This window comes from Cellulomonas sp. RIT-PI-Y (genome assembly GCF_025642745.1).
Taxonomy (GTDB): domain Bacteria; phylum Actinomycetota; class Actinomycetes; order Actinomycetales; family Cellulomonadaceae; genus Cellulomonas.
In genome coordinates this window covers 1-24,332 of record NZ_JANZKP010000034.1, presented here as the reverse complement: position 1 = coordinate 24,332, position 24,332 = coordinate 1, and the positions used below count along the sequence as shown (strand labels likewise).

Sequence of the window (24,332 nt, the reverse complement as noted above, 5' to 3'; positions counted from 1 at the left end):
CGTTCCTCGATCAGCCGATGGCGGCGCGCAGCGCGTCGACCCGGTCGGTCTGCTCCCAGGTGAACTCCGCCAGGTCACGGCCGAAGTGACCGTAGGCCGCGGTCTTGCGGTACACCGGCCGCAGCAGGTCCAGGTCGCGGATGATCGCGGCCGGACGCAGGTCGAAGACCTCACGGATCGCGGCGGTCAGCTGCTCGTCGGACACGGTGCCGGTGCCGAAGGTCTCCACGTACAGACCGACCGGCTGGGCCTTGCCGATCGCGTAGGCGATCTGGACCTCGCACCGCTTGGCCAGTCCGGCGGCGACCACGTTCTTGGCGACCCAGCGCATCGCGTAGGCGGCGGAACGGTCCACCTTCGACGGGTCCTTGCCGGAGAACGCGCCGCCACCGTGCCGGGCCATGCCGCCGTAGGTGTCCACGATGATCTTCCGACCGGTCAGGCCGGCGTCACCCTGCGGACCACCGACCACGAAGGTGCCGGTCGGGTTGACCAGCAGCCGGAAGTCGGAGGTGTCCAGGTCCAGGTTCGCGGCCTCCAGCACGGGCTTGACCACGTGCTCGGCGATCGCGGGCACCAGCTGGTCCTCCAGCCGGACGTCGGGGTCGTGCTGGGTGGACAGCACGATGGTGTCGATCTTCACCGCCCGGTCGCCGTCGTAGGCCACGGTGACCTGGGTCTTGCCGTCGGGGCGCAGGCCGGGGACGATCCCTTCCTTGCGCACCTGGGTCAGGCGCTCGGCGAGCCGGTGGGAGAGCCAGATCGGCAGCGGCAGCAGGCTGGGGGTGTCGTCGCTGGCGTAGCCGAACATCAGGCCCTGGTCTCCGGCGCCCTGCAGGTCGAGCGGGTCCAGGTCGCCGGCGTCCTGCCGGGCCTCCAGCGCCTTGTCGACGCCCTGGGCGATGTCCGGGGACTGCTGGCCGATCGAGACGGACACCCCGCAGGAGTCGCCGTCGAAGCCGATGTCGGAGGAGGTGTAGCCGATCCCGCGCACCACGTCCCGGATGATCTGCGGGATCTCGACGTAGGCGCTGGTGGTCACCTCACCGGCGACGTGCACCAGGCCGGTCGTGACCATGGTCTCCACGGCCACCCGGGCACCGGGGTCCTGTTCCAGCATCGCGTCCAGGATCGCGTCGGAAATCTGGTCACAGATCTTGTCCGGGTGACCCTCGGTCACTGATTCGGACGTGAACAGGCGCATCGCAGCATCGGTCATGGGCGACAGGCTAACCAATCCCCGGGCCGCTGCGGTCCTCACTCGGCCGTTCGGCTCACCACGGCGTCCCAGATCGCGTGGGCGACCACGTCCTTGCTGCCGGTCGCGGCGCCGACCTCGGTGCCGTGGGCGTCCAGCAGGACGACCGAGTTCTCCGCGGTGCCGAAGCCCAGGCCGTCGCCGACCGCGTTCACCGCGAGCAGGTCGGCGCCCTTGCGGCGGGCCTTCTCCCGTCCGTGGTGCAGCACGTCGCCGTGCTCGTCGCCGGTCTCCGCGGCGAAGCCCACCACGACCTGTCCCGGACGTGGCCGGTCCGCCGCCAGCTCGGCGAGGATGTCCGGGTTCTGCACCAGCTCCACCGGGGCCACGGTGCCGTCCGGGCGCTTCTTGATCTTGTGCGCGGCATGCGCGGCGGGCCGGAAGTCGGCGACCGCCGCGGCCATCACCACCACATCCGCGTCGACGGCCGCCGCTCGGACCGCCTCGCGCAGCTCCGTGGTCGAGCCGACCGGGACCAGCCGCACACCAGCCGGGGCGGGCACCGTGAGGTTCGCCCCGATCAGCGTCACCTCGGCGCCCCGCGCCCAGGCGGCCCGGGCCAGCGCCACGCCCTGCTTCCCGGAGGAGCGGTTGCCCAGGAAGCGGACCGGGTCCAGCGGTTCCCGGGTGCCGCCGGCGGAGATCACCACCCGGCGGCCGGCCAGGTCGCGCACTCCCCCGGTCTCGACCGTCGCGAGGGCCGCGGCCACGATCGCCTCGGGCTCCGGCAGCCGACCGGGACCGGTGTCCGCACCCGTCAGCCGGCCGGAGTCGGGATCGATCACGTGCACACCCCGCGCGCGCAACGTCGCGACGTTCGCGCGGGTGGCGGCGTGCAGCCACATCTCGGTGTGCATCGCCGGGGCCATCACCACCGGGCAGGTGGCGGTGAGCAGGGTCGCGGTCAACAGGTCGTCCGCACGGCCGTGGGTCGCGCGGGCCAGCAGGTCCGCGGTGGCGGGGGCGACGATCAGCAGCTCGGCCTCCCGGCCGAGCCGGACATGAGGGACGTCCGCGACGTCCTCGAACACCTCGGTGCTCACCGGGTGACCCGAGAGGGCCTCCCAGGTCGCACGGCCCACGAACTCCAAGGCGGCACGGGTCGGGACGACGCGGACGTCGTGTCCGGCCTCGGTGAGCAGTCGGAGGACCAGGGCGGCCTTGTAGGCCGCGATCCCCCCGGCCACACCGAGGACGATGCGCATGAGGCGCTCAGGCCTCGGGGTGCTGGGCGGTCAGCAGACCGGCGTCGATCTCACGCATGGCGATCGACAGCGGCTTCTCCTGCGGGCGGGTCTCCACCAGCGGGCCGACGTACTCGAGCAGACCCTCGTTCAGCTGCGCGTAGTAGGCGTTGATCTGCCGCGCCCGCTTGGCCGAGTAGATGACCAGCGCGTACTTGGAGTCGGAACGCTCCAGCAGGCGATCGATCGGCGGGTCGGTGATGCCGATGGGCTCGGCGACGGTTCCGGACACGGTTCTCCCCAACATCGAGACAGGATTCGCCGAGCAGTCTACTCGGTCGGCGCAAGCGGCAGCCCCATCAGCGACACCAGCTCGTCGGTGGCGCGTCGCACGTCGTCGTTGACGATCACGTGGTCGAACTCGGACTCGGCGGCCAGCTCCACCCGCGCGGTGGCCAGTCGGCGCTCCCGTTCCTCCTCGTCCTCGGTGCCACGACCGACCAGGCGACGGACCAGCTCGTCGAAGGACGGCGGCGCGAGGAAGACGAACTGCGCATCCGGCATGCTCTGCCGGACCTTCCGCGCCCCCTGGAGGTCGATCTCCAGCAGCGCGGGCTCCCCGGCGGCCAGTCGTTCCTCGACCGGCCGCCGGGGGGTGCCGTAGCGGTTGCGGCCGTGCACGAGCGCCGTCTCCAGCATCTCGCCACGGGCCTCCATGGCGTCGAACTCGTCGGGCGACACGAAGTGGTAGTGCACCCCGTCCACCTCACCGGGTCGCGGGCTGCGCGTCGTCGCGGAGACCGAGAGCCACACCTGCGGATAACGGGCCCGCAGATCGGCGGAGACGGTGCCCTTGCCCACGGCAGTCGGTCCGGCCAGGACGGTCAGCCGGGCGTGGGGTCGGGTCATGGGGTGCTCCTGATTCGTGCGGCGCGAACGGGGGGTCCGGCGCCGGCGCGACTCACCCGAAGCGGTCGACCAGGGCCTTCACCTGGTGCGGGCCGAGGCCACGCACACGCCGAGTCTCCGAGATGCCGATCTCGGAGATGATCTGGCGCGCCTTGACCTTACCGACTCCGGGGAGCGACTCGAGCAGGGCGAGCACCTTGAGCTTGCCGATGACCTCGTCCTTCTGGCCCTGCGCGATCACGTCGGAGAGCTTGCCCTGCGCGTACTTGAGCTTGTTCTTGACCTCGGCTCGGGCCTGGCGGGCCGCCGCTGCCTTCTCGAGGGCTGCGGCGCGCTGCTCGGGAGTGAGAGTCGGAAGTGCCACGTCAGTCACCTTCTCATCGTCTGCGGGACATCACATGAGACCGGTCGTTCACCCCCGACCGGGCGGCGCCGGACGGCCTCATCGGTCGATAGTGGCACGCATTGCGCGGTGTGGCACGTCACAACGCCCGGCGATTCGGGTGCGCCGGTGCAGGTGAGACCGGTGCGCCGCGGGGGCGCGGGCGGGGGACGGCCCGGACGGACCGTCCCCCGCCCGTCGATCCGGTCAGTCCCGCAGCGCCCGGGACGCCTCGGCCGAGGCCAGCTCGGCCGCCCGGCGCAGCTCCGTCACCGACGGTCCGGCCGCCAGCACCCCGCGCGAGGACGAGGCCAGCACGTGCGCCCGGGCCGCGCCGAACACCGCCGCGAGCTCCGCCGGACCGGCACCCTGAGCACCGACCCCGGGGGCCAGCAGCGGCCCGCGCACGGCCGCCAGGTCGACACCCAGCCGGGCGGCCGCGTCCCCGATGGTGGCGCCGACCACGAGCCCGACGGACCCCAGCCGTGCACCGGATCCGGCCACCTCCGCCGCGTTCAACGCCGCGGCCTCGCGCGCGATCCGGTCCGCGACCGCGATCCCGTCGGCGTCCCGGGCGTGCTGCACGGCGGGCCCCTCCGGATTGGAGGTGAGCGCCAGCACGAACAGCCCGCGACCGGAGGACTCGGCGGCCCGGACCGCGGGGGCCAGGGAACCGAACCCCAGGTAGGGCGACACGGTGAGCGCATCCCCGGCGAGCGGCGAGCCGTCGCGCAGGAAGGCGTCCGCGTAGGCACCCATCGTGGAGCCGATGTCCCCCCGTTTGGCGTCGACGATCACCAGCGTGCCGGTCTCCCGGCCTGCGGCGACCACCTCCTCCAGCACGGCCAGCCCGGCCGACCCGTGCCGCTCGAAGAACGCGCTCTGCGGTTTGACCGCCGCCACGCGTCCGGCGACCGCCTCCAGCACGGTCAGCGCGAAGGTGCGCAGCCCGGTGACGTCGTCGGTCAGGCCCCAGTCGGCCAGCAGCGACGCGTGCGGGTCGATGCCCACGCACAGCGGGCCGTGCCGGTCCATCGCCGCCGACAGCCGGGCGCCGAAGGCACCGCTGGTCACAGCGCCGCCGCCAGCCGTGCGGCGTCGTGCTCCTGCAGCGACGCCACCCGGAACGGGCCGGAGCGGGCCGCCTCGATGGCCTGCACCGCGGCGGACAGCTGCTGCACCGTGGTCACGATCGCCTTGTCGGCGGCGGTCGTGGCCGCGCGGATCTCGTAGCCGTCGGCGCGGGCGCCCTGGCCGGACGGGGTGTTGACCACCATGTCGACGTCGCCCGCGGCGATCAGGTCGACGATGGTGGGCTCCCCCGCCGATCCCCGGCCCGCGGAGTGCTTGCGCACCACGGTCGAATCGATGCCGCTGCGCTTCAGCACGGCGGCCGTGCCCTCGGTGGCCAGGATCTCGAAGCCGAGCTCGGACAGCCGCTTGACCGGGAACACGATCGAGCGCTTGTCCCGGTCCGCCACCGAGATGAACACGGTGCCACCGGTGGGCAGGCCGCCGAAGGCCGCGGACTGCGACTTGGCGAACGCGGTCGGGAAGTCGGAGTCGAAGCCCATCACCTCGCCGGTGGACCGCATCTCCGGGCCGAGCACGGTGTCGACCGCCGTGCCGTCGGCGGTGCGGAACCGCTTGAACGGCAGCACGGCCTCCTTGACCGCGATCGGCGCGTCCAGGTCGACCACCCGGGCGTCGGTGGCCGGCAGCACGCCGGACCCGCGCAGCTCGGCGATCGTCGAGCCGGTCATGACCAGGGCGGCGGCCTTGGCCAGCGGGACGCCGGTCGCCTTGGAGACGAAGGGCACCGTGCGGGACGCCCGCGGGTTGGCCTCCAGGACGTAGAGCACGTCGGAGGCCAGCGCGAACTGGATGTTGAGCAGTCCGCGCACCCCGACGCCCCGGGCGATCGCCTCGGTGGACACCCGGATCCGCTCCAGCTCGGCGGCGGACAGCGTGATCGGCGGCAGCACGCAGGCCGAGTCGCCGGAGTGGATGCCGGCCTCCTCGATGTGCTCCATCACGCCGCCGAGGAACAGCTCGGTGCCGTCGTAGAGCGCGTCCACGTCGATCTCGATCGCGTCGTCCAGGAAGCGGTCGATCAGCAGCGGGGGCATATGCGCCCGGCCGGAGCCCGCGGCGTCGGCCAGCGCCCGCTCGACGTACTCGGTCAGCTGCTCCGCGGAGTAGACGATCTCCATCCCGCGGCCACCGAGCACGTAGGACGGCCGGACCAGCACCGGGTACCCGATCCGCTCGGCGGTGGCCTTCGCGGCGGCCAGCGTGGTCGCGGTGCCGAAGGCCGGTGCGGGCAGCCCCGCCTCGGCCAGCACGCCGCCGAACACGCCACGGTCCTCCGCGGCGTCGATCGCCTCCGGGCTGGTGCCCAGGATCGGCAGACCGGCGTCCGCGAGCCGCTGGGCCAGCGACAGCGGGGTCTGGCCGCCGAGCTGCACGATGAGCCCGGCCACCGGACCGGCGGCCCGCTCGGCCTCGTACACCTCCAGCACGTCCTCGAAGGTCAGCGGCTCGAAGTACAGCCGGTCTGCGGTGTCGTAGTCGGTGGAGACCGTCTCCGGGTTGCAGTTGACCATCACGGTCTCGAACCGGTCCTTCAACGCCAGCGCGGCATGCACGCAGGAGTAGTCGAACTCGATGCCCTGGCCGATCCGGTTCGGGCCGGAGCCCAGGATCAGCACCGCCGGGCGCTCGCGCGGGGCGACCTCGGTCTCCTCGTCGTAGGACGAGTAGTGGTACGGCGTGCTGGCCGCGAACTCGGCCGCGCAGGTGTCCACGGTCTTGAACACCGGGCGCAGCCCGAGCGCGTGCCGGACCTCGCGGGCCACGTCCTCGCTCATCCCGCGCAGCGACGCGATCTGGGCGTCGGACAGCCCGTGCCGCTTGGCCCGGGCCAGCACCGAACGGTTCAGCTCGGGGGCAGCGGCGACCTCCGCGGCGACCTCGTTCATCAGCTGGATCTGGTCCAGGAACCACGGGTCGATGCCGGTGATCTCGTAGACCTCGTCCACTCCCACCCCGGCACGCAGCACCTGCTGCACGTCGACCAGGCGGTGCTCGGTCGGGTGGTCGATCGTGGCCGTCAGGGCGTCCAGCGCGTCGCCGGCCAGAGCCTCGCCCTCCCAGTGGAAGTTCGTGCCCTTCTTGTCGATCGACCGCAGCGCCTTGCCCAGCGCCTCGGTGAAGTTGCGGCCCAGGGCCATCGCCTCGCCGACCGACTTCATGGTGGTGGTCAGCGTGGGGTCGGCGGCCGGGAACTTCTCGAAGGCGAACCGCGGCACCTTGACCACCACGTAGTCCAGCGTCGGCTCGAAGGACGCCGGGGTGGAGCCGGTGATGTCGTTCGGGATCTCGTCCAGGGTGTAGCCGACCGCCAGGCGGGCCGCGATCTTGGCGATCGGGAAGCCGGTCGCCTTGGAGGCCAGCGCCGAGGACCGGGACACCCGCGGGTTCATCTCGATCACGATGATCCGGCCGGTGCGCGGGTCGACCGCGAACTGGATGTTGCAGCCGCCGGTGTCCACGCCGACCTCGCGGATGACCGCGATGCCGATGTCCCTGAGCTTCTGGTACTCCCGGTCGGTGAGCGTGAGCGCCGGGGCGACGGTCACGCTGTCGCCGGTGTGCACGCCGACCGGGTCCACGTTCTCGATCGAGCAGACCACCACGACGTTGTCGTGCTTGTCCCGCATCAGCTCGAGCTCGTACTCCTTCCAGCCGAGGATCGACTCCTCCAGGAGCACCTCGGTGGTCGGCGAGTAGTGCAGGCCCTGTCCGGCGATCCGGCGCAGATCGGCCTCGTCGTAGGCGATGCCGGAGCCCAGACCGCCCATGGTGAAGGACGGCCGGACGACGACCGGGTACCCCAGGTCCTGGACCGCGACCAAGGCCTCGTCGATGGTGTGGATGATCGCGGACCGCGCGGACTCGCCACCGCAGACCTCGACCACCTGCTTGAACTGCTCCCGGTCCTCGCCCTTCTGGATCGCCGGGATGTTCGCGCCGATCAGCTCGACGTCGTACTGCTCCAGCACACCCGCCTCGTCCAGCGCGATCGCCGCGTTCAGCGCGGTCTGGCCGCCCAGGGTGGGCAGGATCGCGTCCGGGCGCTCCTTGGCGATGATGGTGGTCAGCACCTCGGTGGTGATCGGCTCGACGTAGGTGGCGTCGGCGAACTCCGGGTCGGTCATGATCGTCGCCGGGTTCGAGTTGACCAGGACGACCCGCAGGCCCTCCTCCTTGAGCACCCGGCACGCCTGGGTGCCGGAGTAGTCGAACTCGCAGGCCTGGCCGATCACGATCGGGCCGGAGCCGATGACCAGGACGGACTGGATGTCGGTGCGGCGCGGCATCAGGCGTCCGTCCCTTCGGTGGTGGTCATCAGGGTCAGGAAGCGGTCGAAGAGGTAGCCGGCGTCGTGCGGGCCCGCGGCGGCCTCCGGGTGGTACTGGACGCTGAACGCGGGCAGGTCCAGCGCGTTCAGCCCCTCGACCACGTTGTCGTTCAGGTCGATGTGCGACACCTCGACCCGGCCGTAGCGGCCCCCGTCGTGCGGGGCGACCGACTCGGCGTCGACCGGGGCGTCCACCGCGAAGCCGTGGTTGTGCGCGGTGATCTCCACCTTGCCGGTGTGCCGGTCCAGCACGGGCTGGTTCACGCCGCGGTGTCCGTAACCCAGCTTGTAGGTGCCGTAGCCGAGCGCACGGCCGAGCAGCTGGTTGCCGTAGCAGATGCCGAAGAACGGGATCCGCCGGTCCAGCACGGCGCGCAGCAGCTCGATCTCGTGCGTGGCGGCCCCGGGGTCACCCGGCCCGTTGGAGAAGAACACCCCGTCCGGGGAGACCGCGAGCACGTCCTCGATGGTCGACATCGCGGGCAGCACGTGCACCTCGATGCCGCGCTCGGCCAGCCGCTGCGGGGTCATCGCCTTGATGCCCAGGTCGATCGCGGCCACCCGGGCCACGGCCTCGCCCTGCGCCGGGACCACGTAGGCCTCCGGGGTGGAGACCTCACCGGCCAGGTCGGCGCCGGACATCTGCGGCGACTCCCGGACGAAGTCGACCAGGTCCTCGGTGGTGCGGGCACGGCCGGAGCCGTCCAGCAGCGCCTCGCCGGAGATGATCGCGGCGCGCATCACGCCGCGCTCGCGCAGATGCCGGGTCAGGGCGCGGGTGTCGATCCCGCTGATCCCGACCACGTCCTGCGCGGTGAGCTCCTCGTCCAGCGAGCGGTCGGAGCGCCAGTTGGACGCGCGCCGGGCAGGGTCGCGCACCACGTAGCCGGACACCCAGATCCGCCCCGACTCGGCGTCCTCGTCGTTGATGCCGGTGTTGCCGATGTGCGGCGCGGTCATCACGACGATCTGTCGGTGGTAGCTGGGGTCGGTCAACGTCTCCTGGTACCCGGTCATGCCGGTGTTGAAGACGATCTCGCCGAGGGTCTCGCCGGTGGCCCCGTAGGCCTCGCCGGTGAACGTCCGCCCGTCCTCCAGGACCAGCAGTGCGTCCGTCATCGTGTCTCCTCCGTGTGTTCCATCAAGCTCGTGACGGCCTCGCGCAGCACGAGCGCGTCGGCCGGGTGGCGCAGTCGCAGGCCGGTGTCCAGCCGGTGCGCCTCGTGCTGCCAGGTCAGGATCGTGAGGCCCTCGCCCCCGACCACCTTCCCGGCCATGCCGCCGGACGTGCCCACCGCGAGCAGATCCGCCCGGGGCAGGAAGACGTCCGGCGCCCCTCGTCGTCGCAGCTCGACCCCGGTGTCCCAGACCCGGACGACCAGCACCGAGCGGACGCCCAGGCCGTGCGCCGCGATCCGGTCCAGCCAGTCGCCGGAGCGGGTGGTGGACACGTAGGTCCCGGCCAGTTCCTCGGTGCGGGGCTCGCCGAGCTCCGAGGGGACGGCGGGCGGCGCCGGGACGTCGGAGGTCGCGCGGACCCGCCGTCGCCAACCGACCACCATCAGCACCAGCAGCGCGGCGCCGAGGACGCAGAGCAGCGTCACCGACAGTGCCGGGGGCATCTCAGCGTCCCTCCGCGTAGCGCGGGGCGACCGGGTCGTCCTGCGGGACCCCGTCCAGCACGGTGGCCCGGCCGCGCAGGAAGGTCGCGACCACCCGGCCGGGGAGCTCCCGGCCGCGCATCGGCGAGTTGGTCGACGCGGTGGCCTGCTGCTCCGGCACCACGGTCCGGGTCGCGGCCGGGTCGACCAGGACCAGGTTGGCCGGCTCCCCCACCGCGATCGGCCGCCCCTGGTCCGGGACCCGGCCGATCCGCGCGGGCGTCCGGGACAGCACCCGGGCGACGTCCGCCCAGGTCAGCCGCCCGGTGTCCACCATGGTCAGCTGCACCACGGACAGCGCGGTCTCCAGACCGGTCATCCCGAAGGCGGCCGCCGCCCACTCGCAGTCCTTGTCCTCGCGGGTGTGCGGGGCGTGGTCGGTGCCGACGATGTCGATCGTCCCGTCGGCCAGCCCGTCGCGCACCGCGTCCACATCCGCCTGGGTGCGCAGCGGCGGGTTCACCTTGTACACCGGGTCGTAGCCCCGGGCCAGGTCGTCGGTGAGCAGCAGGTGGTGCGGGGTCACCTCGGCGGTGACGTCGATGCCGCGCGACTTGGCCCAGCGGACGATCTCCACCGAACCCGCCGTCGACAGGTGGCACACGTGCAGCCGGGAACCGACGTGCTCGGCGAGCAGCACGTCACGCGCGATGATCGCCTCCTCCGCCACCGCGGGCCAGCCCTGCAGGCCGATCTCCGCCGACACGGCGCCCTCGTGCATCTGCGCGCCCTCGGTCAGCCGGGGTTCCTGCGCGTGCTGCGCCACCACCCCGTCGAAGGCCTTCACGTACTCCAGCGCCCGGCGCATCAGCACCGGGTCGTGCACGCACGTGCCGTCGTCGGAGAACACCCGGACCGTGGCGGCCGAGTCGGCCATCGCCCCCAGCTCGGCCAGCTGCTCGCCGGCCAGGCCGACGCTCACCGCGCCGACCGGGTGCACGTCCACCCAGCCCGCCTCGCGGCCGAGGCGCCAGACCTGCTCCACCACGCCCGCGGTGTCCTGTACCGGGGTGGTGTTCGCCATCGCGTGCACCGAGGTGAAGCCGCCCACCGCGGCCGCCCGGGTGCCGGACGCGATGGTCTCGGCGTCCTCCCGGCCCGGCTCGCGCAGGTGGGTGTGCAGGTCCACCAGGCCCGGCAGCAGCACCAGACCGGCGGCGTCGATCGTGACCGCGTCCTCCGGGGCGGTGCGGCGGGCGTCGGCGCCCATCGCGGCGATCACCCCGTCCGCCAGCAGCAGGTCGGCGCGGCCGTCGCCCAGCGGCGCGGCGTCCGTGATCAGGTACGTGGTCATCGGGTGGCCTCCGGGCTGGTCAGGGCGGGGACACCGCCGGTGGTCGGGGTCGTGCCGGGAACGTCGCCGTCGCCCGCCAGCAGCAGGTAGAGCGCCGCCATCCGCACCGCCACCCCGTTCGCCACCTGTTCCACGATCACCGAACGCGGCGAGTCCGCGGCGTCGGCACTGATCTCCAGCCCGCGGTTCATCGGGCCGGGGTGCATCACGATCGCGTGCTCCGGCAGCATCGCCAGTCGGCGCGCGTCCAGGCCGTACAACCGGGTGTACTCCAGCGGACCGGGGAAGAACCCGCCACCCGCCGTCGACATCCGTTCGCGCTGCACCCGGAGCATCATCACCGCATCCGGCTCCTCGGCCAGGACCTCGTCCAGGTGGTAGGACACCGCGCACGGCCAGGGCTCGATCCCGACCGGCAGCAGGGTCGGCGGCGCGACCAGGGTGACCCGCGCGCCCAACGTGTGCAGCAGGTCGACGTTCGACCGCGCCACCCGGGAGTGCAGCACGTCCCCGACCACCGCGACGTGCAGCCCGCTGAGATCCGCGCCCACCCCGTCCGGATCGGCGGCGGTCCCCCGCAGGTGCCGCCGGATCGTGAACGCGTCCAGCAGAGCCTGGGTCGGGTGCTGGTGCGTGCCGTCGCCGGCGTTCAGCACCGCGGCGTTGGTCCAGCCCGCGTGCGCCAGGGTGTGCGGCGCGCCCGAGGCCTGGTGCCGGATCACGATCGCGTCCGCGCCCATCGCCTCCAGGGTGAGGGCGGTGTCCTTCAGCGACTCGCCCTTGGAGACACTGGAACCCTTGGCGGCGAAGTTGATCACGTCGGCGCTCAGCCGCTTGGCGGCGGTCTCGAAGGAGATCCGGGTCCGGGTGCTGTCCTCGAAGAACAGGTTCACCACGGTGCGCCCGCGCAGCGTCGGCAGCTTCTTGATCTGGCGGCCCTGGGTCGCGGCCATCTGGCTCGCGGTGTCCAGCACCCGCACCGCGGCGGCGGTGTCCAGGTCGGCAGTGCTCAGCAGGTGCCGCATCACGCGCCCCCCTCGATCACGACCGCGTCGGACCCATCGGCCTCCGCCACCAGCACCCGGACCCGCTCGGAGGTCGAGGTCGGCAGGTTCTTGCCCACGTAGTCCGCCCGGATCGGCAGCTCCCGGTGCCCGCGGTCCACCAGCACCGCCAGCTGCACCGCCCGGGGCCGGCCCAGGTCGTTGATGGCGTCCAGCGCCGCGCGGATGGTCCGACCCGAGAACAGCACGTCGTCCACCAGCACGACGACCTTGCCGTCGATGCCCGCGGCGGGCTCGACCGTCCTGCCGATCGCGCGGGTGGGGTGCTGTGCCAGGTCGTCCCGGTACATCGTCACGTCCAGCGCACCGACGATCCGCGCCGCCTCGATGCCGGGCTCGACCGCGGCCAGCCGCTCGGCCAGACGCTGGGCCAGCGGGACACCCCGGGTCGGGATGCCGAGGACGACGACGTCGGCGCCGCCCCTGTTGCGTTCCAGGATCTCGTGCGCGATGCGCGTCAGTGCGCGTGCCACGTCCTGCTCACCCAGCACCACGGTGGACCCACCACCGCCGCCGGGCACACCTGTGCCGGAGCTCATCCGGGCCACTCCTTCCCCGCCTCACTGGACGGTGTTAAAGGAACTGCCTGTCAGAGGGGAACCCTACCCCGGACCGGTGACGGACCCGCGCGCCGGCCCGGCGTGAGATCGGACACTCCGGAGCCCCGGGCACCTCACGGCACCCGGGGCTCCGGCGGCGGTTCAGTTCAGCCCAGCAGCGTCGGCTTCAGGTCCACGACCCGGCCGAGCAGCCCGTTCACGAACGAGGGGCTCTCGTCGGTGGACAGCCCGCGGGCCAGCTCCACCGCCTCGTCCACGGCGACCGCGTCCGGCACGTCCTCGTTGAACAGGATCTCCCAGGTGCCCAGGCGCAGCAGCACCCGGTCGACCGCGGGCATCCGGTCCAGCGTCCAGCCGTGCGAGTGGGTCGCCAGCACCTCGTCGATCCGGTCCCGCCGGGCGCAGACGCCCTCGACCAGCTCCACCGAGTACTGCGGCAGCGCCGCCTCGGTGCCGGGCTCGACGATCCGCTCGGCGAGCAGGGTCATCGGGTCGACGCGTCGCTGCTCGGCCTCGAAGAGGACGTCCAGCGCGCGCTTGCGGGCCTTGGTGCGAGCTCCCACGTCAGTCGTTCACGCGGCCCAGGTAGGAGCCGTCGCGGGTGTCGACCTTGACCTTGGTGTCGCCCTCGATGAACAGCGGCACCTGGATCTGGTAGCCGGTCTCCAGCGTGGCGGGCTTGGTGCCGCCGGTGGAGCGGTCGCCCTGCAGGCCGGGCTCGGTGTAGGTGATCATCAGGACGACCGACGGCGGCAGCTCCACGTACAGCGGGCTGCCCTCGTTCGTGGCGACCAGGGCCATCTGCCCCTCGAGCATGAAGTTCGAGGCGTCGCCGACGGTGGCGGCGGGGATGGTCATCTGGTCGTAGGTGTCGGTGTCCATGAAGACGAAGTCGTCGCCGTCCTGGTACAGGTACTGCATGTCGCGCTTGTCGACATTGGCGGTCTCGATCTTCAGGCCGGCGTTGAACGTGCGGTCCACGACCTTGCCGGAGAGCACGTTCTTCAGCTTGGTGCGGACGAACGCGCCGCCCTTGCCCGGCTTGACGTGCTGGAACTCGATGACCGTCCAGAGCTGGCCGTCGATCTTCAGCACGGTGCCGTTCTTGAGGTCGTTCGTCGTCGCCACGTCACTGCTTCCTGTCGGGGGTCTCGTCTCGCCCCACCACGCGAGTCCGCTCGGGACGGGGCTGGGCCGCCGACGATCTTAGCGTGCGGGACCGGTCGGTCGCGCGAGGCCGACCCTCACCGGGTCAGCAGCCACCTGCCGAGCACGCCGACCGCCCCGGACCAGACGAGGGAGGCGAGCGTCCCGATCACGAACCGCTCGGACACCCCCGCGTCGTCGCCGCCGCGCAGTTCCGGGTACCGGCCCAGTCCCTTGATCGCCACCACCACGGCCACGCCGCCGGGTTCGCCCGCCAGCAAGGTGCCGGTCACCGCCAGCCGCTCCAGCACGCCGATCCAGGTGCCGCCCCGCAGCCGGGCGCGGGCCCGGTCGCCGTCCGGTCCGTCACCGGCGCGTCGCCGACGGATGTCCGGGTCACCCGGCTCCGCGGCAGGCGTGGGCGCCGCTGCCTCGGGTGCCTCCGGCGCCCCGGGTGTCGCCGGTCCCTCGGGTGTCCCCGGCCCCTCGGGTCCAGGCGTCCGGTCGGCCAGGCGCAGGACCCCGGCGGCCGCGACCCAGCCGAGCGCGCCGCTCACGGCCAGTGCCAGCAGCACCGTGACAGTCGTCCACAGCGGCGTCACGCGTCGGCCCCCTCGTCCTCGGAGCCCCCATCGTCGTCGTCCGCCCCGGCCAGCCGGAGCAGGCGCGCCGCGGCGGGGCGGGCGGCGAGCTCCTCCGACCAGAGCGCGGCGCGCAGCCGGGCGCTGACCGCCTGCTGACTGATCCCGAGCTCCGCCGCGACGTCCTGCTGGCGCGCACCCGCGGCGCCGGCACCGGAGAGCCGGTCGACCACCGACCAGCCGTCCGCGGTCCGCCGGGCCACGACGGATCCGAGCAGGGTCAGCACCCCCTCCGCCTCCGCGGCGAGGTCGGCCCGCGGCCCGCGGACGGCCAACGGGACGCCACGCAGCCGGGACTTCGCGGCCTCGACCGCGGCCCGGGCATGGATGAACGCCGTGCCCGATCCCGCGCGCGACGTGGCGGGCAGCGGACCGTCGACCGTCCCGGCGCCGATCCCGACGCTCCACCCGCCGATCCTGATCAGGTGCAGCGCGACGGCCACGACCAGATCGGGGTCGCCGAGGACGGCCTGGACCTCGTCGCCGACCGTGCGGTCGAAGGGCAGCACCACCGCGCCCGGCGCCGCGCCGACCAGGGGCGAGTCACGACGCAGGTCGGCGAGCAGCAGTTCCACCCGGTCGCCGACGCGTCGACTGCCCTCCTGGTCCACCGTCACGGTCCACATGACATCCACGGTAGAGCCTGGCGGAGTTTCGTACAATATTGCAGCCTTGTAAACGCGACTACAACCCGTGAGGCTTGTACGATCAGCCCAGCGAGAGCCCCCGCGGTGTCGACACGCCCTCGGAGATCTCGGCGTACGCCGCCACCAGCAGCGACGGGTCCGGACCCTCCAGCCGGGCGGGCCGGGCGATGTCGTCCAGCACCACGAACCGCAGCAGATCACCCCGGGTCTTCTTGTCCCGGCGCATCGCCGCGGACAGCTGCTCCCAGCGGTCGCCGCGGTAGGCGACCGGCAGACCGAGCCCGGTCAGGATCGACCGGTGCCGGGCCACCACCGCGTCGTCCAGCCGGCCGGCGAGCCGCGCCAGCTCGGCGGCGAACACCATGCCGACCGACACCGCGGCGCCGTGCCGCCACGAGTAGCGCTCCACGTGCTCGATCGCGTGGCCCAGGGTGTGCCCGTAGTTGAGGATCTCCCGCAGCCCGGCCTCCCGCAGGTCCTGGCCGACCACCCGCGCCTTGACCGCCACCGACCGCTCGACCAGCTCGGCCAGCACCGGCGACGCTGCCGCGGTCACCGGATCGGTGATCTCCGCGCCGTGCTGCTCCACCAGGTCCAGGATCGCCGGGTCGGCGATGAACCCGCACTTGACGACCTCGCCCAGTCCGGCGACGTAGTCGTAGCGCGGCATGCTCTCCAGCGCCGCCAGGTCGCACAGCACCCCGGCCGGGGCGTGGAAGGTGCCGACCAGGTTCTTGCCCTCGACGGTGTTGATGCCGGTCTTCCCGCCCACCGCGGCGTCGACCATCGCCAGCAGCGTCGTCGGGACGTGCACCACCTTCACCCCGCGCAGCCAGGTGGACGCGACGAACCCGGCCAGGTCGGTGGTCGCGCCGCCGCCCAGACCGACGACCGCGTCGCTGCGGGTGAAGTCGGCCTGGCCGAGCACCTGCCAGCAGAACGACGCCACCTGGGCGGACTTGGCGGGCTCGGCGTCGGGCACCTCGGCCAGCAGCGCCTGGTAGCCGTGCGCCACCAGGTCCTCCCGCATCGCCTCGGCGGTGGTCGCCAGGGCGGCGGGGTGGATCACCAGGACCTTGCGGACGTCCTCGCCCAGCAGGGCCGGCAGCTCGCCGAGCAGGTGCCGTCCGATCAGCACCGGATACGGCTGCTCCCCCGAGACCTCGACACGACGGGTCATGCGGACTCCTCCCCCGAGGCCACGATCCGGTCCACGACCTGCTCCGGTGTGACCCGGTCGGTCGGGACGGTGTGCGTGGCCAGTTCCTGATACACCGGACGTCGCTGCTCCAGCAGCGCCTGCCACTGCGACCGCGGGTTGCCCAGCGCCATCGACCGCGGCTGGTTGAATCCGACCCGGCCGGCCGCGGAAGCCAGCGTGACCTCCAGGAGCACGACGGATCCACCCTCGTCGACGTAGCGGACCAGCGCGTCCCGGACCCCCGCGTCCAGCACGGCTCCCCCGCCCAGCGCCAGGACGCCGTCGTGCTCGGCCAGCGCGGTCAGCGCCGCGGTGCGCTCCCGTTCCCGGAACGCGGACTCGCCGTCCTCGACGAACACCTCCGCCACCGACTTGCCCGCCGCCACCGCGACATCCGCGTCGGTGTCCCGGAAGCCGACCCCCAGGCGCTCGGCCAGCAGCGCACCCACGGTGCTCTTCCCGGCACCGGGCGCACCGATCAAGACCAGCCGGGCACTCACCGCAACAGCTCGGGGATCGACGCCAGGTAGGCGTCCAGGTTGCGGCGCACCTCCGGCACCGAGTCGCCACCGGTCTTCTCCAGCAGCGCGTCCGCCAGCACCAGGGCCACCATCGCCTCCGCGACCACCGCGGCCGGCGGCACCGCGCACACGTCCGAACGCTGGTGCTGGGCCTTGGCGGACTCGCCGCTGGCGGTGTCGATCGTGTCCAGGGCGCGCGGCACCGTGGAGATCGGCTTCATCGCCGCCCGGACCTTGAGGATCTCGCCGTTGGTCATGCCGCCCTCCAGGCCACCGGCCCGGTTCGACCGACGCCGGATCCGGCCCTCGGCGTCCCGCTCGATCTCGTCGTGCGCCTGCGAGCCCCGGCGGGTCGCGGTACGGAAGCCGTCGCCGACCTCGACGCCCTTGATCGCCTGGATGCCCATCAGCACGCCCGCCAGCCGCGAGTCCAGCCGCCGGTCCGCGTGGGTGTAGGACCCGAGCCCGCTGGGCAGACCGTAGGCCAGCACCTCGACCACCCCGCCCAGGGTGTCGCCGTCCTTGTGACAGGCGTCGATCTCCGCGACCATCGCCGCCGAGGTCTCCGGGTCGAAGCACCGCACCGGGTCCGCGTCCAGCGCCGCGGCGTCGTCCGGCGTGGGCAGCACGGTGTCCGCGCGCTCCTCCGGCACCGCCACCGGCCCGATCCCGACCACGTGCGACACCAGCCGGATCCCCGCGGCCTGCTCCAGGAACTTCGCCGCCACCAGACCCAGGGCCACCCGGGTCGCGGTCTCCCGCGCCGACGCCCGCTCCAGCACCGGACGCGCGTCGTCGAACCCGTACTTGCGCATGCCCACCAGGTCCGCGTGCCCCGGACGCGGCCGGGTCAGCGGCGCGTTCCGGGCCCGGTTCAGCAGCTCCGGGTCGTCCACCGGGTCCGCCGCCATCACGTCGACCCACTTGGGCCACTCGGTGTTGCCGATCTCGACCGCCAGCGGACCGCCCTGGCTGATCCCGTGCCGCAGACCCGCCAGGATCCGCACCTCGTCCTGCTCGAAGGACATCCGGGCGCCGCGGCCGTAGCCGAGCCGCCGCCGGGCCAGCGCCGCCTGCACGTCGGCCGTGGTGACCTGCACCCCGGCCGGGAGGCCCTCCAGCACACCCACCAGAGCGGGACCGTGCGATTCACCGGACGTCAACCAACGCAGCATGGGGTCGATCCTTTCACGGCCGGGGGACGACGCTGCGCCCCGGTCCACGTGGTGGGCCGGGGCGCAGGGTGGGGCGGGGTGGGTCAACCGCCTGCGGTCACTCCGTTGTCGAACGGGTTCTGGCCCGGGTCGGCGGGCAGCGCGCCGCCGCCGTCCACGTCCTCGCCCTGGGACACGACGTCGTCAGCGGGAGTGAGCACGAAGGCACCGACCTCCATCGCGGCCTCGATCTGGCCGGCCGTGGTCGCGGGAAGCTTGCCGGCCGCCGCGGTCTCCAACCGGGTCATCGTGAAGGTGCCGAGCAGGAAGTACCGCTGAGTGTCCTGCTGCAGGCCCTCGATGAACGACTGGATGTTCGCCCAGTCGCCCACCACGTCCACGGTCACGGGGATCACGTACATGCCGTCGACCGACTGCAGCACCGCGGTCAGAGCATCGGCGACCGAACCCGCGGGGGTCGCGCTGCTCGGAGACGGGGAGGGAGCGGGGTCGGAATCGTCCGCCTCAGCGGTGGCTTCCGCGGTCGCCTCGGTGGTGGGCTCGTCCTCCTCCAGCTGGTACGTCGCCGCCTCCTGCGGTGAGGAGGTGATCAGCGCGACCCCATGGGCGGTGGCCTGGGCATCGATCTCCCGCAGCAGCGCGGCAAGGTCGGCGTCGTCGGGCACCTTGAGGCGATCGGCGGCGAGCTCCGCGCGGAAGTCGTCGATGGAGGCGAACTGCTCACGGAGCACACCGACCTCGGCCTCCAGCGCATCGTTGGAGAGCGCCAGCTGAGAGGTCTCGTCCTCCAGCCGGGAGGCCTCGTCGAGCTGAGGCTTCACCAGGACGAATCCGCCCAGCCCGAGCACGACCACGCAGAGTCCGGCGGTGCCGGCGATCCAGGTCTTCATGGACGCGGCCATCAGTCGGTCTCCTCGGTGAAGCGCAGGGACGCCGCGGCTTGGGTGACCTGAACGGTCCCGACCACGGAGTAGTAGCCCTCGATCTGGCGGTCGACGACCGTGACCCGCGCGTCGGAGAACCCGGGCACCGAGTTCAGCTGGTCGATCATCGCGGCGGCGCTCGGCGCATCGGCGGCACGAGCCTCGAACGTCAGCTGGTAGAGCCCCGGGGTGACCAGCGGGTCGTCGGGCAGCACCGCGCCCTCGCCGTCGCCGACCGGCTGCATGCTCAGGGTCTGGAGCTGCATCCCCTCCGGCAGCACCGCGGAGATCGCACCGGTGTAGTCGGACCAGAGGACCTCGACCCCGGACGCCAGCTCCAGACCGGCCCTGACCCGCTGCATCTCGGCCAGCACCGGCGTCACCTCGGCGTACTGAGCCTTGTCCGCGAGCAGCTCGGTGGTCCGTTGTTCTTCGGCCGTCTTCTCGTCCTGCGCCTGACCGACCAGGAGCGTGCCGCCGAACCAGGCGACTGCCACCAGTACGAGAGACACCAGCACGGCCAGGCCGAACCACCCGCGGGCGTCCCGCAGCCGGCGGACCGCCCGGATGCTCTCGGGCAGCAGATTGACCTGGGGCAGCGCACCCGCGACGACCAGCGAGTTGCCTGCCTTCTTGCCGGTGCCCTGCTTGCCGACGCCGCGTTCGGTCGTCTGCGTCATGCCGCCACCCCGTAGGCCAGGCCGGTCGGCATCGCCACCAGCGATTCGAGTCCACGCATCGCGCCCTGCGGCAGTGACTTGCCGAGCTTGATCCCCTGGAGGGCGTCCCCGAGCACCGCGGGCAACCGGCTGGCGCTCGACAGGTACTGCCCGAAGCCCGGCAGGTGCACACCACCGCCGGACAGCACCACGACGTCGATCCCCTGCCCCGGGTGGTTCGCCTGGTAGTACACGAAGGTGTTCCGGACCGCCTCGACCAGGGTGCGGGTGACCTCGGTGATCGCGGCCTGCACGGCACCCTGGCCCTCCAGCCCGACCTCCCGCTTGGCCTGCTCCGCCTCGGGCTGGCTCACGCCGAGCGTCCCGGCGATCCGATCCGTGATCTGCTGGCCGCCCATCGGCAGCACCCGCACCAGACGCGGGGTGGTCCCCCGTGCGACCACCACCGTGGTGACCCGCGCGCCGACCTCCACATAGGCCGCGATCCGGCCCGGCTCCCCGGATCGGCAGAGCGCACGCACCAGGGCGAATCCATTGAGGTCGACCATCGTCGGACGCAGTCCGGCGGCCTCGACCGCGAGCAGGTTGGTGGCCACGGTGTCGCGCGGTGCGGCGATCAGCAGACCACGGACCATGCGCCCCTGCGGGCCGTCGACCTCATCAGTGGGCAGGTAGTCCAAGAGCGTGTCGTCGACCGAGACCGGGAGCATCTCCTGCACCTGGAACGGCAGCGACGATCTCAGCTGCGGCAGGGGCGCCCACGGCAGCTCCAGCTCGCGCACCACGACCCGCTGGTTGCCGACACCCACAACCACGTCCTTCGAGGCGAACTTCCCCAGTGACCACAGCTGACGCAGAGCGGTGCCCACGGTCTGCTGCTCGACCACCTCGCCGTCGCGCACCGCACCGGCCGGCAAGGGCACCTGTCCGTAGCGCACCAGGGTCGCGGCCCGGCCGGACCTCGACGAGGCGAACTCCAGTTCGGCGGCACGGACAGCGGTCGAACCGATGTCCAGTCCGATCACATGAGCAGAGCCCACACCAGGTCCTTCCGATCGAGCGAGCACGTGGTCAGTTCCTCCAGGCTGATCGGCCGGGGAGGGGTGGTTCTTGAGAGGACTCGCAGGTGAGAAGCCGACCGGCCTACAGCCCGGCCAGACCCAGGTAGACGCCCGCCAGTGACGGTCCGGCGGCCAGGCCGACCCAGCCGCCGACGAGCATCCACGGCCCGAAGGCCAGCTTGCTCCGGCGGCCTGCTCGCCTGGTCAACAGCATGACGACACCGATCAGCCCACCGATCAGGAAGCCCGCGAACCAACCGATCACGACGGCGGACCAGCCGACCCAGCCCAGGTAGAGCCCGAGCAGGACGGCGAGCTTCACGTCGCCGAAGCCCATCCCCTGCGGATACGCGAACAGGATCAGGAAGTAGCTGGCTCCCATCGCAAGGGCGCCGAGCATCGCGCGCACCAGCGACCACCATGCGGGATCGCCACCGGGATTCCAGGCGGCCAACGTCAACAGCACCAGGCCCACGACCCAGGACGGCAGCACGATCGCATCCGGGAGTCGGCGCACGTCCAGGTCGATCAGCGTCAGGGCGATCGACACCGCAGCCAGGTACCAGAACGCGGGAACCGCCCAGGACCAGCCCAGCCACCACGCCACCAGACCGAAGGCCACCCCGGTCCCGGCTTCGACCAGCGGGTACCGGAGACTGATCGGGTTCCCGCAGTCCCGGCATCTCCCGCGCAGGACCAGCCAGGAGAGCACCGGGACGTTGTCCCTGGCCCGGATCCGATGACCGCAGCGCGGGCAGGCACTCGGCGGATGCGCCACGGACTCGCCACGCGGCACCCGCCACACGACGACATTGAGGAAGGACCCGATCGCCAGACCGAGGATCACACCGATCACGATGAGCATCGGCGGATCAAGAGCCCGGGTAGAGGTTGTACCGGGCGACCTCGTCCCAGGTGTAGTGCCCGGAGTTCGGACTCGGCATTCCCGGGGGTGTCATGTCCTTGTACGTGATCGTGGTGCGGACCGAGACGTTGGTCTTGCAGCCGTAGACCGATCCGTCGATGGTCGTGTCGTTGGTCAGGGAGATCGTGCCGTTGGTGTAGAGCATCGTGTCGACGTTGGAGTCGAACAGCACCGAGTTCGCGAAGGCGATGTCACCGCTGCTGGTCGCCGCCGCCGAGCACGTGGCGACCCCGGCGGCCAACGGGACGATGATCCGCAGCTTGGCGTCGGTCCCGGCCTTGACCGAGGACACCCGGACACCGTTGTTGGTGCTCAGCGACTTGGCGACGATGGTGAGGTCGTTCTTCAACGTGATCGTGAGTGGCCCGCCGCTGCCCTGGAGGGTGACCGCGCAGTCCCGGGCATCCATCACGGTGGCGACGTCGGGGCTGATCAGATCGCCGTTGAGCGAGTAGTTCGCCCGGTCGGCGGTGCAGGTCGTCCCCTTGTACGGATCGGTCCAGTCAGGTGCGCCGTTGCGGACGGCGTTCTCCTGCAACCAACTCTTGAAGCTCTTGACCGTGGTCCCGGTCGGGGTGAGGTCGGCCCAGGTGATCGCGGGCATGGTCTGCGACTCGGGAACCGACGGGGCGGCCGACGGCGATCCCTGCGTCGAGCCTCCGGTGAAGATGCTGCTCAGAGATCCGCCGTCCGATGCCTTGATCGTCGTCCCCGCACGGCCGTAGCCGGTCACGATCTTGCCGGTGTTGCCGAAAGTGATCGAACTGCCGGAGGAGATCAGATTCCCGCCGACCCTCGGGGTGGTGGTGCTGACGCTGATCGGGCCGGCCGCGGTGAGTGAGCCCGAGATGGTGCACGAGTTCGTGATCGACGTCGTCCCGGTGCCTGCGGCCGTCACGTCGCCGGTGACGGTCGGACCGGAGGAGCACTCGAACGTCCCACCCGCCCGGATGTCCTTGGTTTGGCAGCTGTTGGTCAGCGACACATTCTTCACCGCGGTCACCGGACCGACGATGGTGCCCGCGACCGAACAGGCGAAGGAGCCGTTGGTGTGCACGCCTCCGCCGTTGACCTTGAAGTCATTGGTGATGGTGAGGTCCCCGTTGGAGAACACGCCGTAGTCGAACAGCGAGCCGGTCTCGGGCGAGTCGTCCACGGTCAGGCGCTGCTTCACGGTCTTGGTGGCGGTGCGCATCCCGTTGGCGGTCGGCACGTCCACAGTGGACACCGCCGTCATCTCGGCCTCGACGATCTCCAGCGAGGACGGCACCGGGCAGACCAAGGCGGACGAACCCTGCGAGCGGTAGCGCAGCGTCACCGTCGCTTCGGCGGAACCGGCGCTGGTGATCTCCTGGTAGCCCATGGAGCAGGGGAACGATCCCTCGGTGCCGTAGCTGTAGGTCGACATCTGGGAGAGCATGGAATCGATCGCGTCCTCGGCGGTCGCCTGCGCCTGCACCTCGCCGCGTGCCTCCGCGCTGGTCCCGCTGGCGAAGGTGACCGTCGCCACCATGGTGGTGGTCACGATCGCGACCACCGCGGTGATCGCGATCACCGTGATCAGGGCCGACCCCCGGTCATCCCGCGACCGGAGAACGCGGATCCGGTTCCTCAGAAACATGCCGCACTCCCGGTGTTGGGCCCCTGCGCACGCGGGATCGCCGCAGAGGTGATGGTCAGGCTGGAGCCGTCCTCGCCGTCGAGGACCTCGAACCGGATGCGTGCCCCCGTGGTGCCCTCCGAGGAGAAGATCACCAGCGGCGAGCCGGTGGCCGTCGACTGACGGACTCCGGCCAGGGCGACGTTCCAGTCCGAGAAGTCCGAGCCGGTGCTCAGGCCCTTCGTGACCGCGGACGGCCCCGGCGCACCACGCGTGGTCAGGATCGCGCCGGTGCCCGCGTTCCAGTACCAGGCGCGGCACTGGAACGAGCTCTCGACGTCCTGGTCCCCGACTCGGGTCTTCACGATCAGCATGCTGCCGTTGAAGGCCGACGGGGTCTGCACTGCGACCGCGTTGCGCAGCGTGTTCTCCATGTCGGCCAGCACCACCTGGGCCGCCGAGGACGCCGTGGCCTGATCCCGCACGTCGCGTTGGGTGGTGAGCGTGGTCACCAGCAGGGTGCCGACGATCGACAGCATGATGCCGGAGAGCACCATGTACGCCAGCAGCTCGGCCAACGACATCCCCGCGTCGCCCGGACGGTCGGGTGGACGGACGAGCCGACGCAGTCGATTCACTTCCCCACCCAGATCTCGGTGGTGATGCTCGATGTCACCGGGTGCGCGGTCCGGGTCTGCGCCGTCACCGTGACCGTGTAGGAGATCAGGCCGTCGGCATCCGGGCAGACCACCGAGGCGGCCGGGGACTCCGTGACCGCGTAGGTGATGCCGCGGGAGTCGTGCACCTCGGACTGCGCGGCCGCCGAGGACGCCAGCAGATGGGCCTTCAGCTGTGTGCAGTCGGTGGCCGCGGACCGGGCCCGCTCCAGCTGCTGGTTCGCGATCTGGCTCGCGGTGGCGAGCTGCGCCGCGCGGGCGGTGGTCGTGATCGACCGCATCAGGAGCGGGGTCACCGCGGCCATCATCAGGCCGAAGATCGTCATCGCCACCAGGATCTCGATGATGCCGACGCCGGCGTCGACCGGTCGCCGCGCCGTGTGGCGCGGGCCGGGAGCCG

General features: G+C 71.9%; 26 protein-coding genes. All 26 read right to left on the bottom strand.

Annotation, left to right across the window (positions count from 1 at the left end; translation table 11 throughout):
- Nucleotides 1-10: 10 nt before the first annotated feature.
- The gene (gene metK / locus OGL89_RS11485; protein ID WP_263120269.1) at nt 11-1,219 is read right to left on the bottom strand and encodes a methionine adenosyltransferase; all 1,209 of its coding nucleotides are present in this window, start codon (nt 1,217-1,219) and stop codon (nt 11-13) included.
- Between the two features lie 38 nt (nt 1,220-1,257).
- Nucleotides 1,258-2,463, bottom strand: a complete 1,206-nt coding sequence (gene coaBC, locus OGL89_RS11480) for a bifunctional phosphopantothenoylcysteine decarboxylase/phosphopantothenate--cysteine ligase CoaBC (RefSeq protein ID WP_263120268.1) — start codon at nt 2,461-2,463, stop codon at nt 1,258-1,260.
- A gap of 7 nt (nt 2,464-2,470) precedes the next feature.
- A complete protein-coding gene (gene rpoZ / locus OGL89_RS11475) occupies nt 2,471-2,734 on the bottom strand; it encodes a DNA-directed RNA polymerase subunit omega (RefSeq protein WP_263120266.1) in 264 nt (87 codons plus the stop codon).
- A 38-nt stretch (nt 2,735-2,772) separates the two neighbouring features.
- A complete protein-coding gene (gene gmk / locus OGL89_RS11470) occupies nt 2,773-3,351 on the bottom strand; it encodes a guanylate kinase (RefSeq protein ID WP_263120265.1) in 579 nt (192 codons plus the stop codon).
- Nucleotides 3,352-3,403: 52 nt separating this feature from the next.
- The gene (mihF, locus tag OGL89_RS11465) at nt 3,404-3,715 is read right to left on the bottom strand and encodes an integration host factor, actinobacterial type (protein ID WP_263120264.1); all 312 of its coding nucleotides are present in this window, start codon (nt 3,713-3,715) and stop codon (nt 3,404-3,406) included.
- A gap of 225 nt (nt 3,716-3,940) precedes the next feature.
- Nucleotides 3,941-4,807 (bottom strand): orotidine-5'-phosphate decarboxylase, encoded by an 867-nt coding sequence (gene pyrF, locus OGL89_RS11460; RefSeq protein WP_263120263.1) that lies wholly within the window; start codon nt 4,805-4,807, stop codon nt 3,941-3,943.
- Nucleotides 4,804-8,115, bottom strand: a complete 3,312-nt coding sequence (gene carB / locus OGL89_RS11455; RefSeq protein ID WP_263120262.1) for a carbamoyl-phosphate synthase large subunit — start codon at nt 8,113-8,115, stop codon at nt 4,804-4,806. The genes pyrF and carB overlap by 4 nt, the downstream gene beginning before the upstream one ends.
- Nucleotides 8,115-9,275 (bottom strand): glutamine-hydrolyzing carbamoyl-phosphate synthase small subunit, encoded by a 1,161-nt coding sequence (carA, locus tag OGL89_RS11450; RefSeq protein ID WP_263120260.1) that lies wholly within the window; start codon nt 9,273-9,275, stop codon nt 8,115-8,117. Before carA ends, carB begins: the two co-directional genes overlap by 1 nt.
- Nucleotides 9,272-9,778: a hypothetical protein gene (locus OGL89_RS11445; protein ID WP_263120258.1), complete on the bottom strand. Its 507-nt coding sequence runs from the start codon at nt 9,776-9,778 to the stop codon at nt 9,272-9,274. Before OGL89_RS11445 ends, carA begins: the two co-directional genes overlap by 4 nt.
- A 1-nt stretch (nt 9,779) precedes the next feature.
- A complete protein-coding gene (locus OGL89_RS11440) occupies nt 9,780-11,111 on the bottom strand; it encodes a dihydroorotase (protein ID WP_263120256.1) in 1,332 nt (443 codons plus the stop codon).
- A complete protein-coding gene (locus tag OGL89_RS11435; RefSeq protein WP_263120254.1) occupies nt 11,108-12,136 on the bottom strand; it encodes an aspartate carbamoyltransferase catalytic subunit in 1,029 nt (342 codons plus the stop codon). Before OGL89_RS11435 ends, OGL89_RS11440 begins: the two co-directional genes overlap by 4 nt.
- Nucleotides 12,136-12,714 (bottom strand): bifunctional pyr operon transcriptional regulator/uracil phosphoribosyltransferase PyrR, encoded by a 579-nt coding sequence (gene pyrR, locus OGL89_RS11430; RefSeq protein WP_263120253.1) that lies wholly within the window; start codon nt 12,712-12,714, stop codon nt 12,136-12,138. The genes OGL89_RS11435 and pyrR overlap by 1 nt, the downstream gene beginning before the upstream one ends.
- 167 nt (nt 12,715-12,881) lie before the next feature.
- The gene (nusB, locus tag OGL89_RS11425) at nt 12,882-13,298 is read right to left on the bottom strand and encodes a transcription antitermination factor NusB (protein WP_263120252.1); all 417 of its coding nucleotides are present in this window, start codon (nt 13,296-13,298) and stop codon (nt 12,882-12,884) included.
- A gap of 1 nt (nt 13,299) precedes the next feature.
- The gene (gene efp / locus OGL89_RS11420) at nt 13,300-13,863 is read right to left on the bottom strand and encodes an elongation factor P (RefSeq protein ID WP_263120251.1); all 564 of its coding nucleotides are present in this window, start codon (nt 13,861-13,863) and stop codon (nt 13,300-13,302) included.
- Between the two features lie 116 nt (nt 13,864-13,979).
- A complete protein-coding gene (locus OGL89_RS11415) occupies nt 13,980-14,483 on the bottom strand; it encodes a hypothetical protein (RefSeq protein WP_263120250.1) in 504 nt (167 codons plus the stop codon).
- The gene (locus OGL89_RS11410) at nt 14,480-15,148 is read right to left on the bottom strand and encodes a SatD family protein (protein ID WP_263120249.1); all 669 of its coding nucleotides are present in this window, start codon (nt 15,146-15,148) and stop codon (nt 14,480-14,482) included. The genes OGL89_RS11415 and OGL89_RS11410 overlap by 4 nt, the downstream gene beginning before the upstream one ends.
- An 82-nt stretch (nt 15,149-15,230) precedes the next feature.
- Nucleotides 15,231-16,349: a 3-dehydroquinate synthase gene (gene aroB / locus OGL89_RS11405; RefSeq protein ID WP_263120247.1), complete on the bottom strand. Its 1,119-nt coding sequence runs from the start codon at nt 16,347-16,349 to the stop codon at nt 15,231-15,233.
- The gene (locus OGL89_RS11400; RefSeq protein ID WP_263120246.1) at nt 16,346-16,870 is read right to left on the bottom strand and encodes a shikimate kinase; all 525 of its coding nucleotides are present in this window, start codon (nt 16,868-16,870) and stop codon (nt 16,346-16,348) included. Before OGL89_RS11400 ends, aroB begins: the two co-directional genes overlap by 4 nt.
- The gene (gene aroC / locus OGL89_RS11395; RefSeq protein ID WP_263120245.1) at nt 16,867-18,066 is read right to left on the bottom strand and encodes a chorismate synthase; all 1,200 of its coding nucleotides are present in this window, start codon (nt 18,064-18,066) and stop codon (nt 16,867-16,869) included. Before aroC ends, OGL89_RS11400 begins: the two co-directional genes overlap by 4 nt.
- Before the next feature lie 83 nt (nt 18,067-18,149).
- Entirely contained in the window at nt 18,150-18,968 is an 819-nt protein-coding gene (locus OGL89_RS11390; RefSeq protein WP_263120243.1) for a hypothetical protein, read from the bottom strand.
- Complete coding sequence (locus tag OGL89_RS11385; RefSeq protein ID WP_263120241.1) at nt 18,968-19,669, bottom strand: fimbrial assembly protein; 702 nt, start codon at nt 19,667-19,669, stop codon at nt 18,968-18,970. The genes OGL89_RS11390 and OGL89_RS11385 overlap by 1 nt, the downstream gene beginning before the upstream one ends.
- Nucleotides 19,666-20,709 (bottom strand): type IV pilus assembly protein PilM, encoded by a 1,044-nt coding sequence (gene pilM / locus OGL89_RS11380; RefSeq protein ID WP_263120240.1) that lies wholly within the window; start codon nt 20,707-20,709, stop codon nt 19,666-19,668. The genes OGL89_RS11385 and pilM overlap by 4 nt, the downstream gene beginning before the upstream one ends.
- 103 nt (nt 20,710-20,812) lie before the next feature.
- Nucleotides 20,813-21,595 (bottom strand): A24 family peptidase, encoded by a 783-nt coding sequence (locus tag OGL89_RS11375; RefSeq protein WP_263120237.1) that lies wholly within the window; start codon nt 21,593-21,595, stop codon nt 20,813-20,815.
- A 7-nt stretch (nt 21,596-21,602) separates the two neighbouring features.
- Nucleotides 21,603-23,276 (bottom strand): hypothetical protein, encoded by a 1,674-nt coding sequence (locus tag OGL89_RS11370; RefSeq protein ID WP_263120236.1) that lies wholly within the window; start codon nt 23,274-23,276, stop codon nt 21,603-21,605.
- Nucleotides 23,267-23,839 (bottom strand): hypothetical protein, encoded by a 573-nt coding sequence (locus OGL89_RS11365; RefSeq protein WP_263120235.1) that lies wholly within the window; start codon nt 23,837-23,839, stop codon nt 23,267-23,269. The genes OGL89_RS11370 and OGL89_RS11365 overlap by 10 nt, the downstream gene beginning before the upstream one ends.
- 50 nt (nt 23,840-23,889) lie before the next feature.
- Nucleotides 23,890-24,332 (bottom strand): type II secretion system protein (locus tag OGL89_RS11360; RefSeq protein ID WP_263120234.1); only part of this gene is annotated, 443 nt, incomplete at its 5' end.

Bases quoted from the DNA above. Each gene is read 5' to 3' on its own strand.
- OGL89_RS11375 (WP_263120237.1), bottom strand. From the start codon at position 21,595: ATGCTCATCGTGATCGGTGTGATCCTCGGTCTGGCGATCGGGTCCTTC.
- OGL89_RS11370 (WP_263120236.1), bottom strand. From the start codon at position 23,276: ATGTTTCTGAGGAACCGGATCCGCGTTCTCCGGTCGCGGGATGACCGG.
- pyrR (WP_263120253.1), bottom strand. From the start codon at position 12,714: ATGAGCTCCGGCACAGGTGTGCCCGGCGGCGGTGGTGGGTCCACCGTG.
- OGL89_RS11365 (WP_263120235.1), bottom strand. From the start codon at position 23,839: ATGTCGTTGGCCGAGCTGCTGGCGTACATGGTGCTCTCCGGCATCATG.
- carA (WP_263120260.1), bottom strand. From the start codon at position 9,275: ATGACGGACGCACTGCTGGTCCTGGAGGACGGGCGGACGTTCACCGGC.
- OGL89_RS11410 (WP_263120249.1), bottom strand. From the start codon at position 15,148: ATGTGGACCGTGACGGTGGACCAGGAGGGCAGTCGACGCGTCGGCGAC.
- aroB (WP_263120247.1), bottom strand. From the start codon at position 16,349: ATGACCCGTCGTGTCGAGGTCTCGGGGGAGCAGCCGTATCCGGTGCTG.
- coaBC (WP_263120268.1), bottom strand. From the start codon at position 2,463: ATGCGCATCGTCCTCGGTGTGGCCGGGGGGATCGCGGCCTACAAGGCC.
- OGL89_RS11385 (WP_263120241.1), bottom strand. From the start codon at position 19,669: ATGACGCAGACGACCGAACGCGGCGTCGGCAAGCAGGGCACCGGCAAG.
- gmk (WP_263120265.1), bottom strand. From the start codon at position 3,351: ATGACCCGACCCCACGCCCGGCTGACCGTCCTGGCCGGACCGACTGCC.
- carB (WP_263120262.1), bottom strand. From the start codon at position 8,115: ATGCCGCGCCGCACCGACATCCAGTCCGTCCTGGTCATCGGCTCCGGC.
- OGL89_RS11440 (WP_263120256.1), bottom strand. From the start codon at position 11,111: ATGACCACGTACCTGATCACGGACGCCGCGCCGCTGGGCGACGGCCGC.
- OGL89_RS11445 (WP_263120258.1), bottom strand. From the start codon at position 9,778: ATGCCCCCGGCACTGTCGGTGACGCTGCTCTGCGTCCTCGGCGCCGCG.
- metK (WP_263120269.1), bottom strand. From the start codon at position 1,219: ATGACCGATGCTGCGATGCGCCTGTTCACGTCCGAATCAGTGACCGAG.
- OGL89_RS11435 (WP_263120254.1), bottom strand. From the start codon at position 12,136: ATGCGGCACCTGCTGAGCACTGCCGACCTGGACACCGCCGCCGCGGTG.
- OGL89_RS11390 (WP_263120243.1), bottom strand. From the start codon at position 18,968: ATGGCCGCGTCCATGAAGACCTGGATCGCCGGCACCGCCGGACTCTGC.
- aroC (WP_263120245.1), bottom strand. From the start codon at position 18,066: ATGCTGCGTTGGTTGACGTCCGGTGAATCGCACGGTCCCGCTCTGGTG.